13 protein-coding genes are annotated in these 15,932 nt (G+C 70.7%); 11 read left to right on the plus strand and 2 right to left on the minus strand.

Features of this window, described 5'->3' with window-relative positions:
* Positions 1–3: 3 nt before the first annotated feature.
* Together ACVW19_RS11815 and ACVW19_RS11820 are read right to left on the minus strand one after the other, a co-directional pair.
* Positions 4–1,161, minus strand: a complete 1,158-nt coding sequence (locus tag ACVW19_RS11815; RefSeq protein ID WP_457459079.1) for an acyl-CoA dehydrogenase family protein — start codon at positions 1,159–1,161, stop codon at positions 4–6.
* A 186-nt stretch (positions 1,162–1,347) separates the two neighbouring features.
* Positions 1,348–1,944 carry an SACE_7040 family transcriptional regulator gene (locus ACVW19_RS11820; RefSeq protein ID WP_457459081.1) on the minus strand — a complete coding sequence of 199 codons (597 nt, stop codon included), beginning with the start codon at positions 1,942–1,944 and terminating at the stop codon, positions 1,348–1,350.
* An 85-nt stretch (positions 1,945–2,029) separates the two neighbouring features.
* Here ACVW19_RS11820 and ACVW19_RS11825 point away from each other — a divergent pair, with 85 nt between their 5' ends.
* The 11 genes from ACVW19_RS11825 (at position 2,030) to ACVW19_RS11875 (ending at position 15,923) form a co-directional block, all read left to right on the plus strand.
* The gene (locus tag ACVW19_RS11825) at positions 2,030–3,646 is read left to right on the plus strand and encodes a carboxyl transferase domain-containing protein (RefSeq protein WP_457459082.1); all 1,617 of its coding nucleotides are present in this window, start codon (positions 2,030–2,032) and stop codon (positions 3,644–3,646) included.
* Between the two features lie 26 nt (positions 3,647–3,672).
* On the plus strand, positions 3,673–5,742 hold the full coding sequence (locus ACVW19_RS11830) for an acetyl/propionyl/methylcrotonyl-CoA carboxylase subunit alpha (RefSeq protein WP_457464562.1): 2,070 nt from the start codon (positions 3,673–3,675) through the stop codon (positions 5,740–5,742).
* Positions 5,739–6,686 (plus strand): hydroxymethylglutaryl-CoA lyase, encoded by a 948-nt coding sequence (locus ACVW19_RS11835; protein ID WP_457459084.1) that lies wholly within the window; start codon positions 5,739–5,741, stop codon positions 6,684–6,686. The genes ACVW19_RS11830 and ACVW19_RS11835 overlap by 4 nt, the downstream gene beginning before the upstream one ends.
* A 6-nt stretch (positions 6,687–6,692) precedes the next feature.
* The gene (locus ACVW19_RS11840; RefSeq protein WP_457459086.1) at positions 6,693–7,856 is read left to right on the plus strand and encodes an acyl-CoA dehydrogenase family protein; all 1,164 of its coding nucleotides are present in this window, start codon (positions 6,693–6,695) and stop codon (positions 7,854–7,856) included.
* 130 nt (positions 7,857–7,986) lie between these two features.
* Complete coding sequence (locus tag ACVW19_RS11845) at positions 7,987–9,036, plus strand: ABC transporter substrate-binding protein (RefSeq protein ID WP_457459088.1); 1,050 nt, start codon at positions 7,987–7,989, stop codon at positions 9,034–9,036.
* A 359-nt stretch (positions 9,037–9,395) separates the two neighbouring features.
* The gene (gene desA / locus ACVW19_RS11850) at positions 9,396–10,838 is read left to right on the plus strand and encodes a lysine decarboxylase DesA (RefSeq protein WP_457459090.1); all 1,443 of its coding nucleotides are present in this window, start codon (positions 9,396–9,398) and stop codon (positions 10,836–10,838) included.
* The gene (locus ACVW19_RS11855) at positions 10,822–12,114 is read left to right on the plus strand and encodes a lysine N(6)-hydroxylase/L-ornithine N(5)-oxygenase family protein (protein WP_457459092.1); all 1,293 of its coding nucleotides are present in this window, start codon (positions 10,822–10,824) and stop codon (positions 12,112–12,114) included. Before desA ends, ACVW19_RS11855 begins: the two co-directional genes overlap by 17 nt.
* Positions 12,111–12,686, plus strand: coding sequence for a GNAT family N-acetyltransferase (locus ACVW19_RS11860; RefSeq protein ID WP_457459093.1), 576 nt, complete (start codon positions 12,111–12,113; stop codon positions 12,684–12,686). Before ACVW19_RS11855 ends, ACVW19_RS11860 begins: the two co-directional genes overlap by 4 nt.
* On the plus strand, positions 12,683–14,455 hold the full coding sequence (locus ACVW19_RS11865; RefSeq protein ID WP_457459095.1) for an IucA/IucC family protein: 1,773 nt from the start codon (positions 12,683–12,685) through the stop codon (positions 14,453–14,455). Before ACVW19_RS11860 ends, ACVW19_RS11865 begins: the two co-directional genes overlap by 4 nt.
* Positions 14,456–14,565: 110 nt before the next feature.
* Positions 14,566–15,489, plus strand: a complete 924-nt coding sequence (locus tag ACVW19_RS11870) for a DUF4429 domain-containing protein (protein ID WP_457459097.1) — start codon at positions 14,566–14,568, stop codon at positions 15,487–15,489.
* A gap of 176 nt (positions 15,490–15,665) precedes the next feature.
* A complete protein-coding gene (locus ACVW19_RS11875) occupies positions 15,666–15,923 on the plus strand; it encodes a hypothetical protein (RefSeq protein ID WP_030217181.1) in 258 nt (85 codons plus the stop codon).
* Positions 15,924–15,932 lie beyond the last annotated feature (9 nt).

The following is a 15,932-nucleotide window of genomic DNA, read 5'->3' on the forward strand; positions in this document are numbered from 1 at the left end:
GCTTTACAGGCCCATGTCCTTGGCGATGATCGACTTCATGATCTCGCTGGTGCCGCCGTAGATGCGGTTGACGCGGTTGTCCGCGTACAGGCGGGCGATCGGGTACTCGTTCATGTAGCCGTAGCCGCCGTGCAGCTGGAGGCAGCGGTCGATGACGCGGTGCGCGACCTCGGTGCAGAACAGCTTGGCGGAGGCGGCCTCGGCGGGGGTCAGCTCGCCGGCGTCCAGGGCCTCCGTGGCGCGGTCGGCGACCGCCTCGGCGGCGTCCACCTCGGCCTGGCAGGCGGCCAGTTCGAACTTGGTGTTCTGGAAGTGGGCGACCGGCTTGCCGAAGACGGTGCGCTCCTGCACGTACTGCTTGGCGAACCGGACGGCCGCCTTGGCCTGCGCGTAGGCGCCGAAGGCGATGCCCCAGCGCTCGGAGGCCAGGTTGTGGCCGAGGTAGGAGAAGCCCTTGTTCTCCTCGCCGAGCAGGTCCTCGACGGGGACCTTGACGTCGACGAACGCCAGTTCGGCGGTGTCGGAGGTCCTCAGGCCGAGCTTGTCCAGCTTGCGGCCGACGGAGTAGCCCTCGGACTTGGTGTCGACGGCGAAGAGGGAGATGCCGAAGCGGCGGTCCTCGGCGGTCGGGGCGGCGGTCCGGGCGCAGACGATGACCTTGTCGGCGTGGACGCCGCCGGTGATGAAGGTCTTGGCGCCGTTGAGGACGTAGTGGGTGCCGTCCTCGCTCAGCTTGGCGGTGGTCTTCATGCCCGCGAGGTCGGAGCCGGTGCCCGGCTCGGTCATCGCGATGGCCCACATCTCCTCGCCGGTGACGAACTTCGGCAGGAAACGCTTCTTCTGCTCGTCGGTGGCGAGCATCTTGATGTAGGGCAGGGCGAGCAGCACGTGCACGCCGGAGCCGCCGAACTGGACGCCCGCGCGAGCGGTCTCCTCGTAGAGGACGGCCTCGAACTTGTAGCTCTCCATGCCCGCGCCGCCGAACTCCTCGGGGACGTTGATGCCGAAGATGCCCAGCTCACCGAGCTTGTAGTAGAAGTCGCGGGGCGCCTGGCCCGCCGCGAACCACTCGTCGTAGACCGGGACGACCTCGGCCTCGATGAAGTCGCGGATGGTCTCCCGGAAGGCCTCGTGGTCCTCGTTGAACACCGTACGGCGCACCGCCGCCATCCCTTCTTGCGCCTAAGCCGGCGCCGCTCTCGCGTCTGTGGTTGCTCGCCGTGGGGGTTCCTCGATCGATGACCGCGGTCCCACGTGGCTAAGCGCTTGCTCAGACAGTGAAGATACCGGCGGGTAGCCGCAGTCGTCCAGAGCGAAGGCCCCGTAACGCTCGTCACTCCACCGGACTCACGGCGAGCCCGCCGCCGCGAAGGCGCCGCGCGCCATCCGGTGCAGCAGGACGGCCGTCGTGGCGCGGCCGGGCAGGGCGCCGGGGCGGCCGAGGTGCGGGGTGGAGTTGAGCAGGCCGAACACCGAGTGCACGGCCGAGCGGGCGGCCGGTTCGGCCAGTTCCGGGTAGAGCTCGCGCACCACCCCGACCCACAGCTCGACGTACTGCCGCTGCAGCTGCCGCACCAGTTTGCGGTCGGCGTCCCGCAGGCGGTCCAGCTCACGGTCGTGCAGGGTGATGAGGGGGCGGTCGTCGAGCGCGAAGTCGATGTGGCCCTCGATCAGCGAGTCCAGGGCCGCCTCGGGAGCCGCCCCGTCAACCTCCTTCAGGCGCTGTTTCGCGCCGGTCAGCAGCTGGCCGCTGATCCCCACCAGCAGTTCCGCGAGCATCGCGTCCTTGCCCGGGAAGTGCCGGTACAGGCCGGGTCCGCTGATACCGACCGCGGCACCTATCTCGTCGACCCCGACGCCGTGGAACCCGCGCTCGGCGAAGAGCCGCGCGGCCTCCTTGAGGATCTGCTCGCGGCGGGTCGGGGCGTCGGTTCTGGTGGCCATGGAGACGATTCTAGACAGCGGGGTTAGCGGTCGTTAACCTGAGGGGAACGCGTTAACGCTCATTAACCAGTGAGGGGACCGCAGGATGCACGAGGCACCGGAGCTTCACAGCGCGGCAGATCCCGCGTCGGAGTCCTTTCGGGCCAACGAGGAGGCGCACCGCGCCCTCGTCGAGGAGCTGCGCGCCAAGCTGGCTGCGGCCGCGCTCGGCGGCGGCGAGCGGGCGCGGGCCAGGCACACGGCGCGCGGGAAGCTGCTCCCGCGCGAGCGCGTGGACACGCTCCTCGACCCCGGTTCGCCCTTCCTGGAGCTGGCCCCGCTGGCGGCCGACGGGATGTACGAGGGGCAGGCCCCGGCGGCCGGTGTGATCGCCGGGATCGGGCGGGTCGGCGGGCGCGAGTGCGTGGTCGTCGCCAACGACGCGACCGTCAAGGGCGGCACGTACTACCCGATGACGGTGAAGAAGCACCTGCGCGCGCAGGAGGTGGCCCTGGACAACCGGCTGCCCTGCGTCTACCTGGTGGACTCCGGCGGGGCGTTCCTGCCGATGCAGGACGAGGTGTTCCCGGACCGGGACCACTTCGGGCGGATCTTCTACAACCAGGCCCGGATGTCCGGCGCCGGCATCCCGCAGATCGCGGCCGTGCTCGGTTCCTGCACGGCGGGCGGGGCGTACGTCCCGGCGATGAGCGACGAGGCGGTGATCGTCCGCGACCAGGGCACGATCTTCCTCGGCGGCCCGCCCCTGGTGAAGGCGGCCACCGGCGAGGTGGTCACGGCGGAGGAGCTGGGCGGCGGCGAGGTCCACTCACGGGTGTCGGGCGTCACCGACCACCTCGCCGAGGACGACGCGCACGCGCTCAGGATCGTCCGCACCATCGTCTCCACGCTCCCCGCGCGGGGCGAGCTCCCCTGGCGGGTGGAGCAGGCCGTCGAGCCCAAGGTGGACCCCGCCGGGCTGTACGGCGCGGTGCCGGTGGACTCCCGCACGCCCTACGACGTACGCGAGATCATCGCGCGCGTCACCGACGGCTCCCGGTTCGCCGAGTTCAAGTCGGAGTTCGGGCAGACCCTGGTCACCGGCTTCGCCCGGATCCACGGCCACCCGGTGGGGATCGTCGCCAACAACGGCATCCTGTTCTCCGAGTCCGCCCAGAAGGGCGCCCACTTCATCGAACTGTGCGACCAGCGCGGCATCCCGCTGGTCTTCCTGCAGAACATCTCCGGCTTCATGGTCGGCAAGGACTACGAGGCGGGCGGCATCGCCAAGCACGGCGCCAAGATGGTGACGGCGGTGGCGTGCACACGCGTGCCGAAGCTGACGGTGGTGGTCGGCGGGTCGTACGGCGCGGGCAACTACTCGATGTGCGGGCGGGCGTACTCCCCCCGCTTCCTGTGGATGTGGCCGGGCGCCAAGATCTCGGTCATGGGCGGCGAGCAGGCCGCATCCGTCCTCGCGACCGTCAAGCGGGACCAGCTGGAGGCGCGTGGGGAGAGCTGGCCGGCCGAGGACGAGGACGCCTTCAAGGCCCCGATCCGCGCGCAGTACGAGCACCAGGGGAACGCCTACTACGCGACGGCCCGCCTCTGGGACGACGGGGTGATCGACCCGCTGGAGACCCGGCAGGTCCTGGGCCTGGCCCTGACCGCGTGCGCCAACGCGCCACTGGGTGACCCCCAGTTCGGCGTCTTCCGGATGTGAGGGGACTCCTGACGATGACGGATCAGATGTTCGAAACGGTACTGGTGGCCAACCGGGGCGAGATCGCCGTCCGGGTCATCCGCACCCTGCGGTCGATGGGCGTGCGCTCGGTGGCCGTGTACTCCGACGCGGACGCCGACGCCCGGCACGTCCGGGAGGCCGACACGGCGGTACGGATCGGTCCGGCGCCGGCCGCGGAGAGCTATCTGTCGGTGGAGCGGCTGCTGGCGGCCGCCGCCCGCACCGGCGCGCAGGCCGTCCACCCCGGATACGGGTTCCTCGCCGAGAACGCCGGTTTCGCGCGGGCGTGCGCCGAAGCGGGGCTGGTCTTCATCGGGCCGGGCGCCGACGCGATCGCCCTGATGGGCGACAAGATCCGCGCGAAGGAGACGGTGAGGGCCGCCGGGGTCCCCGTGGTCCCGGGTTCGAGTGGCAGCGGCCTCACCGACGGGCAGCTCGCCGACGCGGCCCGCGGGATCGGCATGCCGGTGCTGCTGAAGCCGTCGGCGGGCGGCGGCGGCAAGGGCATGCGCCTGGTGCGGGACGCTTCGACGCTGGCCGACGAGATCGCCGCCGCGCGGCGCGAGGCCCGCGCCTCCTTCGGCGACGACACCCTGCTGGTCGAGCGGTGGATCGACCGCCCCCGGCACATCGAGATCCAGGTCCTGGCCGACGGCCACGGGGGCGTCGTCCACCTCGGCGAGCGCGAGTGCTCCCTCCAGCGCCGGCACCAGAAGATCATCGAGGAGGCGCCCAGTGTGCTCCTCGACGAGGCGACCCGGGCCGCGATGGGCGAGGCGGCCGTGCAGGCGGCCCGCTCCTGCGGCTACCGGGGTGCGGGCACGGTGGAGTTCATCGTCCCCGGCAACGATCCCTCCTCGTACTACTTCATGGAGATGAACACCCGCCTCCAGGTGGAGCATCCGGTCACCGAGCTGGCTGTATCCATCGGTGCGGCCGGCGCCGCGGGCGGGCTCGACCTGGTGGAGTGGCAGCTGCGGGTGGCGGCGGGCGAGCCGCTGGCGTTCGGGCAGGACGACGTCCGGCTCACCGGCCACGCGGTCGAGGCCCGCATCTGCGCCGAGGACCCCGCGCGGGGCTTCCTCCCCTCCGGCGGCACGGTCCTGAAACTGCGCGAACCGCAGGGCGAGGGCGTCCGCACGGACTCCGGCCTCACCGAGGGCACGGAGGTCGGCAGCCTCTACGACCCGATGCTGTCGAAGGTGATCGCGTACGGCCCCGACCGCGCGACCGCGCTGCGCAGGCTCCGGGCGGCGCTGGCTCAGACGGTGACGCTGGGCGTGCAGACGAACGCCGGGTTCCTGCGGCGGCTGCTCGCGCACCCGGCGGTGGTGTCGGGCGAGTTGGACACGGGACTGGTCGAGCGTGAGGTGGACGGTCTCGTACCGGACGAGGTGCCCGCGGAGACGTACGCGGCGGCGGCGCTGCTGCGCCAGGCCTCCTTCGCGCCCGCCGACGGCTCCGGCTGGGCCGATCCGTTCGCCGCCGCCGACGGCTGGCGCATGGGCGGTGAGCGGGCGTGGACGGCGCATCACCTGCGCGTGCCGGGTCACGACCCGGTGACCGTGCGCGTGCGCAGCACCCCGGACGGAGGCGCGGAACTGCTGCTGCCGGGGACGGACACGCCTCTGCGGGGGTCCGGGGGCGTGCCCCCGCGAGCGGGGGGCGAGCACCGGTTCACGTTCCTGCTCGACGGCGTCGCCCACACCTTCGCCGCCCTGCCGGACGGCACCTGGCTCGGCCGGGACGGCGACGCCTGGCACGTGCGGGACCACGACCCGGTGGCCGCGTCCCTGAACCGCGCGGCGCGTTCCGGCGCCGACTCGCTGACCGCGCCGATGCCCGGCACGGTGACAGTGGTGAAGGTCGCCGTCGGCGACGAGGTGAGCGCGGGCCAGAGCCTGCTGGTGGTGGAGGCGATGAAGATGGAGCACGTCATCTCCGCCCCGCACGCCGGCACGGTCACCGAACTGGACGTGGCCCCGGGTACGACGGTCTCGATGGACCAGGTGCTGGCGGTCATCGCGCCCGCGGAGCCGCCTGTGGAGCCGTCCGCGGAGGAGGAGACGGCATGAACGCCCCGGAACCGGTCCTGCCCATGGCCGTACCGGCCGAGGGACTGCCCACCCGCGTGCGGATCCACGAGGTCGGCGCGCGCGACGGACTGCAGAACGAGAAGGCGACCGTCCCGGCGGTGGTGAAGGCGGAGTTCATCCGCCGCCTGGCCGGCACGGGCCTGACCACGATCGAGGCGACGAGCTTCGTCCACCCCAGGTGGGTGCCCCAGCTGGCGGATGCCGAGGAGCTGTTCCCGGCGGTCGCCGATCTGCCGGTGTCGCTGCCGGTCCTGGTGCCGAACGAGCGGGGCCTCGACCGCGCGCTGGCGCTGGGAGCCCGCCGGGTGGCGGTGTTCGCCAGTGCCACGGAGTCCTTCGCCCGGGCCAACCTCAACCGCACGGTGGACGAGGCGCTGACGATGTTCGAGCCGGTGGTGAGCCGGGCGAAGGCCGAGGGCGTCCACGTCCGCGGCTATCTGTCGATGTGCTTCGGCGACCCCTGGGAGGGCGCCGTCCCGGTCCCCCGGGTGGTTCGGGTCTGCCGGGCCCTGCTCGACATGGGCTGCGACGAACTGAGCCTGGGCGACACCATCGGCGTGGCGACCCCGGGCCATGTGACGGCCCTGCTCACCGCGCTCGCCGAAGCGGCCGTCCCCGTGTCCGCCCTGGGCGTCCACTTCCACGACACCTACGGCCAGGCCCTGTCCAACACGCTGGCCGCGCTCCAGCAGGGCGTCACCACGGTCGACGCCTCCGCCGGCGGGCTGGGCGGCTGCCCGTACGCGAAGTCCGCCACCGGCAACCTCGCCACCGAAGACCTCGTATGGATGCTGCGGGGTCTCGGCATCGAGACCGGGGTCGATCTCGGCCGTCTCGTCGCCACAAGCGTCTGGATGGCCGCCCACCTGGGCCGACAGAGCCCGTCCCGCACCGTCCGAGCCCTCTCCCACCAGGAGCAGTGAACGACCATGGACCACAAGCTCTCCCCCGAACTGGAAGAACTCCGCCGCACGGTCGAGGAGTTCGCGCACGATGTCGTCGCACCGAAGATCGGCGACTTCTACGAACGGCACGAGTTCCCGTACGAGATCGTCCGGGAGATGGGCCGCATGGGCCTGTTCGGCCTGCCCTTCCCGGAGGAGTACGGCGGGATGGGCGGCGACTACCTGGCGCTGGGCCTGGCCCTGGAGGAACTGGCCCGGGTGGACTCGTCGGTGGCGATCACGCTCGAGGCCGGTGTCTCGCTGGGCGCGATGCCGATCCACCTCTTCGGCACCGAGGAGCAGAAGCGCGCGTGGCTGCCCCGGCTGTGCTCGGGCGAGATCCTGGGCGCGTTCGGGCTGACGGAGCCGGACGGCGGCAGTGACGCGGGCGCGACCCGCACCACGGCCCGCCTGGACGAGTCGACGGACGAGTGGGTGATCAACGGCACCAAGTGCTTCATCACCAACTCGGGCACGGACATCACGGGCCTGGTCACGGTCACGGCGGTCACCGGCCGGAAGCCCGACGGCAAGCCGCTGATCTCGGCGATCATCGTCCCGTCGGGCACCCCGGGCTTCACGGTGGCGGCCCCGTACTCGAAGGTCGGCTGGAACGCGTCGGACACGCGGGAGCTGTCGTTCCAGGACGTCCGCGTCCCGGCGGCGAACCTGCTGGGCGAAGAGGGCCGGGGCTACGCCCAGTTCCTGCGCATCCTCGACGAGGGCCGGATCGCCATCGCGGCGCTGGGCACGGGGCTGGCGCAGGGCTGTGTGGACGAGTCGGTGAAGTACGCCAAGGAACGGCACGCGTTCGGCCGTCCGATCGGCGCCAACCAGGCCATCCAGTTCAAGATCGCCGACATGGAGATGAAGGCCCACACGGCCCGTCTGGCGTGGCGGGACGCGGCGAGCCGTCTGGTGGCCGGTGAGCCCTTCAAGAAGGAGGCGGCGGTGGCCAAGCTGTACTCCTCCACGGTCGCGGTGGACAACGCCCGCGACGCCACCCAGATCCACGGCGGCTACGGCTTCATGAACGAGTACCCGGTGGCCCGCATGTGGCGCGACTCCAAGATCCTGGAGATCGGCGAGGGCACGAGCGAGGTCCAGCGCATGCTGATCGCCCGGGAGTTGGGGCTGGCGGCGGGCTGACGGCGTGGGGCGGGCGGCCCGCACCCCTGGACAAACTCTGAGGTTAGGCTAACCTAAGCCTGGCTCCAGCCAGGGGCCCGCGGGCCCGCCCGCACCCACCTGCTCCGCACGCACGAAAGCAGACCCAGTCATGTCGAACGCCAGAACCGCCCGTTTCTCCCGTCGCGGCCTCCTCGCCGCCGGTGGCGCTCTCGGACTCGGTGCCGCGCTCGCGGCCTGCGGCGACGGGGACGCGAAGAGCGGCGGCTCGGACGCGCAGGGGGCCGCCGAGCCCAAGTCCGGCCCCTGGTCCTTCAAGGACGACCGCGGCACCACCGTGAAGCTGGACAAGGTCCCCGCGAACATCGTCGCGTTCACCGGTGTCGCCGCGGCCCTGTACGACTACGGCATCCAGGTCAAGGGCGTCTTCGGCCCGACGAAGACCAAGGACGGCAAGGCCGACGTCCAGGCCGGCGACATGGACGTCAGCAAGGTGACCGTCCTCGGCAACGTCTGGGACCAGTTCAACGTCGAGAAGTACGCGACCCTCGCCCCCGAGGTCCTCGTCTCCACCACCTTCGACGACGCGGGCACCCTCTGGTACGTCCCCGAGGTGTCCAAGGACAAGATCGCCAAGCTCGCGCCGAGCGTCGCCGTCTCCGTCTACGACCGCCAGCTGACCGCGCCGCTCGAGCGCATGTGGGAGCTGGCCGAGTCGCTGGGCGGCGACATGAAGGCCGCCGCGGTCGTCGACGCGAAGAAGCGCTTCGAGGCGGCGTCCGAGCGGCTGCGCAAGGCCGCGAAGGCCCACCCCGACATCAAGGTGATGGCCGGCTCGGCGAGCCCGGAGCTGTTCTACGTCTCCGGCACCGACCTCTCCGCCGACCTCGAGTACTTCAAGGCGCTCGGCGTGAACTTCGTCGAGCCGACCGAGGAGGCCAAGAAGCCGACCGGTGGCTGGTTCGAGAGCCTCAGCTGGGAGAACGTCGACAAGCACAAGGCCGACGTCATCATCATGGACGACCGCAGCTCGGCCATCCAGCCCGCCGACATCACCGAGGCGACCTGGAAGAAGCTCCCCGCGGTCAAGGCCGGCCAGGTCATCGCGCGTTCCGCCGAGCCGATCCTGTCCTACGACAAGTGCACCCCGCTGCTCGACAACCTCGCCGAGGCCATCGAGAAGGCGAAGAAGGTCAGCTGACCGCCCCTGCCGGACTCCTCCCCGGGAGCCACGCGTGACCACCGCCGTAGCCGCCCCGTTCCGTTTCCCCTCCCTCCAGGTCGACGGAACGAGGCGGCTCGGTCCGTTTCCGGCGCCGTCCGGGCCCGGACGGGGCCGGGGGAGCCGAAGCCCGGCAGAGGAACAGTTGCGCGAACAGCGTTGGCCACGGCACCGGTTGAGCGCCCCGCACACCTCGTGGCGGAGTGATCACGGTCACGGCCGGAGCAGGAATAGAGTCGCTCTACTTAGGCTAGGCTCACCTAAGTAAAAGTGGGCCGCACCGCGGCGCGCGCCCCGCTCCCTCCCCGCACCGGACCATCCCCACCGGAGGCCCCCACATGCGCTCGCACCTGCTCAACGACACCACCGCGGAGCACTACCGCCGCTCCGTGACCGAAGGAGTCGAGCGGGTGGCAGCCAAACTCGCCACCACCGAACGCCCGTTCACCGGCGTCACGGTCGACGCCCTCGCCCCCGCCATCGAGCGGATCGACCTCGACCGGCCGCTGCACGACACCACCGCGGCACTGGACGAACTGGAGGACGTCTACCTCCGGGACGCGGTCTACTTCCACCACCCCCGCTACCTCGCCCACCTCAACTGCCCGGTCGTCATCCCGGCCGTGCTCGGCGAAGCGGTGCTCTCCGCCGTCAACTCCTCCCTGGACACCTGGGACCAGTCGGCCGGCGGCACCCTCATCGAGCGGAAACTGATCGACTGGACGGCCGCCCGCATCGGCCTCGGGCCGTCCGCCGACGGGGTGTTCACCTCCGGCGGCACCCAGTCCAACCTCCAGGCGCTGCTGCTGGCCCGTGAGGAGGCCAAGACCGGCGACCTCGCGAAACTGCGCGTCCTCGCCTCCGAGGTCAGCCACTTCAGCGTGAAGAAGTCCGCGAAACTGCTCGGCCTCGGCCCGGACGCGGTGGTGCCGGTCCCCGTCGACCACGACAAGCGGCTGCAGACCGTCGCCCTCGCCCGCGAGCTGGAGCGCTGCACCGAGGACGGCCTCGTCCCCATGGCCGTCGTCGCCACCGCCGGAAGCACCGACTTCGGCTCCATCGACCCGCTGCCCGAGATCGCCGAACTGTGCGCCCAGTACGGCGTCTGGATGCACGTGGACGCCGCCTACGGCTGCGGACTGCTCGCCTCGCTGAAGCACCGGGACCGGATCGACGGCATCGAACGCGCCGACTCGGTCACCGTCGACTACCACAAGTCCTTCTTCCAGCCGGTGAGTTCGTCCGCCGTGCTGGTCCGCGACGCGGCCACGCTGCGGCACGCCACCTACCACGCGGAGTACCTCAACCCGCGCCGCATGGTGACCGAGCGCATCCCCAACCAGGTCGACAAGTCCCTGCAGACCACCCGCCGCTTCGACGCGCTGAAACTGTGGATGACGCTGCGCGTGATGGGCGCCGACGGTATCGGCGGGCTCTTCGACGAGGTCTGCGACCTGGCCCACGAGGGCTGGAAGCTGCTCGCCGCCGACCCGCGCTTCGACGTGGTCGTCGAACCGTCGCTGTCCACGCTCGTCTTCCGCTACGTGCCGGCCGCCGTCACCGACCCCGCCGAGATCGACCGGGCCAACCTCCACGCCCGCAAAGCCCTGTTCGCCTCCGGTGACGCGGTCGTCGCGGGCACCAAGGTGGCGGGCCGCCACTACCTGAAGTTCACCCTGCTGAACCCCGAGACCACGACCGCCGACATCACCGCCGTCCTCGATCTGATCGCCGGCCACGCCGAGCAGTACCTGGGAGAGTCCCTTGACCGCGCTTCCTGAAGCCCCTGACACCGCCTACGACTTCGTGGGGATCGGGCTGGGCCCCTTCAACCTCGGCCTCGCCTGCCTCACCGAGCCCATCGGCGACCTGAACGGCGTCTTCCTGGAGTCCAAGCCGGACTTCGAGTGGCACGCCGGGATGTTCCTCGACGGCGCCCACCTCCAGACGCCGTTCATGTCGGACCTGGTCACACTCGCCGACCCGACCTCCCCCTACTCCTTCCTCAACTACCTCAAGGAGAAGGGCCGTCTGTACTCGTTCTACATCCGGGAGAACTTCTACCCGCTGCGCGTCGAGTACGACGACTACTGCCGCTGGGCCGCCGGCCGGCTGAGCAGCATCCGCTTCGACACGACCGTCACCGAGGTGACGTACGACGAGAACACCGAGCTGTACGCCGTACGGACCGGGGCCGGTGACACCTACCGCGCCCGGCGGCTGGTGCTCGGCACCGGCACCGTGCCGTTCGTGCCCGAGCCGTGCCGCGGCCTGGGCGGCGATCTGCTGCACACCGCCGAGTACATGCACCGCAGGGCGGAGCTGCGGCAGAAGGAGTCGATCACGGTCGTCGGCAGCGGACAGAGCGCCGCCGAGATCTACTACGAGCTGCTGTCCGAGATCGACGTCCACGGCTACTCGCTCAACTGGGTCACCCGCTCCCCGCGGTTCTTCCCGCTGGAGTACACCAAGCTGACCCTGGAGATGACCTCCCCGGACTACATCGACTACTTCCGCGCGCTGCCCGAGGAGACCCGCTACCGGCTGGAGAAGCAGCAGAAGGGCCTGTTCAAGGGCATCAACTCCGACCTCGTCGACGCCATCTTCGACCTGCTGTACCAGAAGAACATCGAGAGCGGCGACCGCGCGGTCCCCACCCGGCTGCTCACCAACTCCTCACTCGTCAGCGCCCGCCACGAGAACGGCGGATACTCGCTCGGCTTCCACCAGGACGAGCAGGGCAAGGACTTCGAGCTGCGCACCGAGGGCCTGGTGCTGGCCACCGGCTACCACTACGAACCGCCGGCCTTCCTCGACCCCGTCCGCGACCGGCTCCGCTTCGACGGCCACGGCCGCTTCGACGTGGCCCGCAACTACGCCATCGACGTGACCGGCCGGGGCGTCTTCCTGCAGAACGCCGGCGTCCACACGCACAGCGTCACCAGCCCCGACCTGGGCATGGGCCCGTACCGCAACAGCTGCATCATCCGCGAACTGCTCGGCTCCGAGCACTACCCCGTGGAGAAGTCCATCGCCTTCCAGGAGTTCGCCGTATGAGTACCTCCGACGATGCGGACGCCGGCTTCACGAACGAGCTCGGCACCTTCACCGTCCGCCCGCTCGACCCGCTGCGGGACACCGGGCTGCTGCACCGCTGGGTCACCGACCCCAAGGCCGCGTTCTGGATGATGCAGGACGCGAAGCTCCAGGACGTCGAGCGCGAGTACATGAGGATCGCGGCCGACGAGCACCACCACGCCCACCTGGGGCTGCACGAGGGCCGGCCCGCCTTCCTGATGGAGACCTACGACCCCGCCCACCGCGAGCTGGCCGGCCTGTACGAGCCGGAGCCCGGGGACGTCGGCATGCACTTCCTGGTCGCGCCCACCGACACCCCGGTGCACGGTTTCACCCGGTCCGTCATCACCGCCGTGATGGCGCACCTCTTCCGGGACCCGGCGGTCCGGCGCGTCGTCGTCGAACCGGACGTGTCCAACAAGGCGGTGCACGCCCTGAACGAAGCCGTGGGCTTCGTCCCCGTACGCGAGATCGACAAGCCGGAGAAGAGGGCGTTGCTGAGCTTCTGCACCCGCGAACAGTTCGCCGCGGCCACGGGGGTGGGCATATGAGCCCCGCCGACGCCGTGGACCACCTCACTCCCGAACGATGGGAGACGGCCAACCGCCTGCTGATCCGCAAGGCGCTCGCCGAGTTCGCACACGAGCGGCTGATCCACCCTCAGGAGACGGGCGAAGGCGGCTACGTCGTACGCAGCGACGACGGCCTGACCGAGTACCGCTTCACCGCCGTCCGCCGCGCCCTGGACCACTGGCAGGTGGCCGCCGACTCCATCAGCCGGCACCGCGACGGGACCGAACTCCCCCTCGCCGCCCTGGACTTCTTCATCGAACTGCACAAGTCGCTCGGGCTGAGCGACGAGGTCCTGCCGGTGTACCTGGAGGAGATCTCCTCCACCCTCTCCGGCACCTGCTACAAGCTCGCCAAGCCGCCGGTCACCTCGGCCGAGCTGGTCGGCGCCGGCTTCCAGGCCGTAGAGACCGGCATGACCGAGGGCCACCCCTGCTTCGTCGCCAACAACGGGCGGCTCGGCTTCGGCATCCACGAGTACCGCGCCTACGCGCCGGAGACGGCGAGCCCGGTCCGGCTGGTGTGGCTGGCGGCGCACCGCTCGCGGGCGGCGTTCACGGCCGGCATCGGCATCGAGTACGAGTCGTTCCTGCGGCAGGAGCTGGGCGAGGACACCGTCGAGCGCTTCCACCGGACGCTCACCGGCCAGGGCCTCGACCCGGCCGACTACCTCCTGATCCCCGTCCACCCCTGGCAGTGGTGGAACAAGCTCACCGTCACCTTCGCCGCCGAGGTCGCCCGCCGCCACCTGGTGTGCCTCGGCGAGGGCGACGACGAGTACCTGGCCCAGCAGTCCGTCCGGACCTTCTTCAACCGGACGGACCCCCAGAAGCACTACGTGAAGACGGCCCTGTCCGTCCTCAACATGGGCTTCATGCGCGGCCTCTCGGCCGCCTACATGGAGGCCACCCCGGCGATCAACGACTGGCTGGCGCGGCTGATCGAGAGCGACCCGGTGCTGCGCTCTACGGGGCTGACGATCATCCGGGAGCGGGCGGCGGTCGGCTACCGGCACCTGGAGTACGAGCAGGCCACCGACCGCTACTCGCCGTACCGCAAGATGCTGGCCGCACTGTGGCGGGAGAGCCCGGTGCCCTCGCTGCGAGACGGCGAGTCCCTCGCCACCATGGCCTCCCTGCTCCACGTGGACCACGAGGGGACGTCCTTCGCGGGCGCCCTGATCGAGCGGTCCCGGCTCGCCCCGGCGGACTGGCTACGGCACTATCTGCGCGCCTACTACACCCCGCTGCTGCACAGTTTCTACGCCTACGACCTGGTGTTCATGCCGCACGGCGAGAACGTGGTCCTGGTGCTGGAGGACGGGGTGGTGCGGCGCGCGGTCTACAAGGACATCGCCGAGGAGATCGCGGTGCTGGACCCGGACGCGGTGCTGCCGCCGGAGGTCTCCCGCATCCGCGTGGAGGTGCCGGAGGACCAGAAGCTGCTGTCCCTCTTCACGGACGTCTTCGACTGCTTCTTCCGTTTCCTCGCCTCCGACCTCGCCTCCGCGGGCATCCTGGCCGAGGACGACTTCTGGCGGACGGTCGCGGAGATCACCCGCGAGTACCAGGCGTCGGTGCCCGAACTCGCCGACAAGTTCGCCCGGTACGACATGTTCGCCCCCGAGTTCGCGCTGTCCTGCCTCAACCGGCTCCAGCTGCGCGACAACCGGCAGATGGTCGACCTCGCGGACCCGTCCGGCGCGCTCCAACTGGTCGGCACCCTGAAGAACCCGATCGCGGGATTCTGACCCACCCGGCCGGGGCCGCCGCCCACGGCGGTCCCGGCCGCCGTGGGCGGCGGCCGGGGTCCTGGTCGGGGCAGACCGCTCTCCCCCGATCCGGTGAAACAATCACCCCCATGGCGGAAATCATCCAGAAGGACGGAACCTGGGCCTTCGACGGGAACACCCTGCGGCTGACTCCCGGACGGGACAAGAACGTCGGGCTGCTCCGTCGGACGCTGGGCGAACTGCTGGTCCCGCTCGGCGCGCTGGCGGGGATCTCGTTCGAGCAGGGCAGAAAGACGGGGCGGCTCAGGCTGCGGCTGCGCGAGGGCGCCGACCCCCTGCTGCAGGCGACCGGCGGCCGGCTCACCGAGTCGCACGACCCGTACCAGCTGGTCGTGGAGTCCGACCGGTACGGCGTCGCCGAGTACTTCGCGGACGAGGTGCGCAACGCCCTGCTGCTGGACCAGGTCCCCTCCGACCCGGTCCCGGAGTACCTGCTGCCCGGCCCGTCCGTACCGCTGTCCGCCTCCGCCGGGGACGGTTCGGTGAGCTTCGACGGGGAGCGGATCCGCCTGGAGTGGAACTGGAAGACGGAGGACGCCAAGTCCGCCGCCGGCACCCGCACCCTCGCGCTGACCGACATAGCCGCCGTGGAATGGGTGCCGGCGACCGGACTGGAGAACGGCCACCTCCGTTTCGTCGTGCGCCACGCGCCCACCAAGGCCCCGGCCAAGTACGACCCCAACGCGGTGGAGCTGTGGGGCTTCAAGAAGGACGCCCTGATGGCGCTCGTCGCCGCCGCCGTCCAGGCCCGCCTGCCCCACCCGGCCACCAGGGACTCCGTACGGGACCCCGCGCACGACACCGCCCGGGACCGCGCCGGGCACGAACGCCCGGCAGCACTGGAGGCCGCCCCCGGCACCTCCTCCGCCGCCGAGGACGAGCACGACGCGCTGCTGCGCCGGCTGCGCGAGCTGGGCGAACTGCACCGCTCCGGCGTACTGACGGACGAGGAGTTCACCCTGGCCAAACAGGCGGTCCTCAAGCGGATGTGAACGTCCACCGCTTACGTCCACCGCTTACGTCCACCGCTTACGTCCACCGCCCACGGCCACCGCTTACGTCCACCGTCTACGACTGCCGTCCACGACTGCCGACACCTCGCACGCTTTCCTGCCCGAAATCGGGCAGGATTCTTGCGCGAGCCTCCCCGTTACCTCAGGATCGTCGGGTGCACGACGAACTGGTCGATCATCTGACGCGGTCCACGCCCCTCAGCCGGGGCGAGGCGCTGCGTGTGGTCCAGGACGTGCTCGCCTACTTCGACGAGACGACCGAGGAGTACGTCCGTCGCCGCCACCGCGAGCTCCAGGCCCAGGGCCTGGTGAACGCGACGATCTTCGAACGGATCGAGGCGGATCTCAGATACCGCGCGGTGGCCCCGCCGGAGCTCTCGCTCCGGCAGCTGCGGCGCATCGTCTACGGCTAGGAACACACC

Source organism: Streptomyces sp. TE5632, from assembly GCF_054061295.1.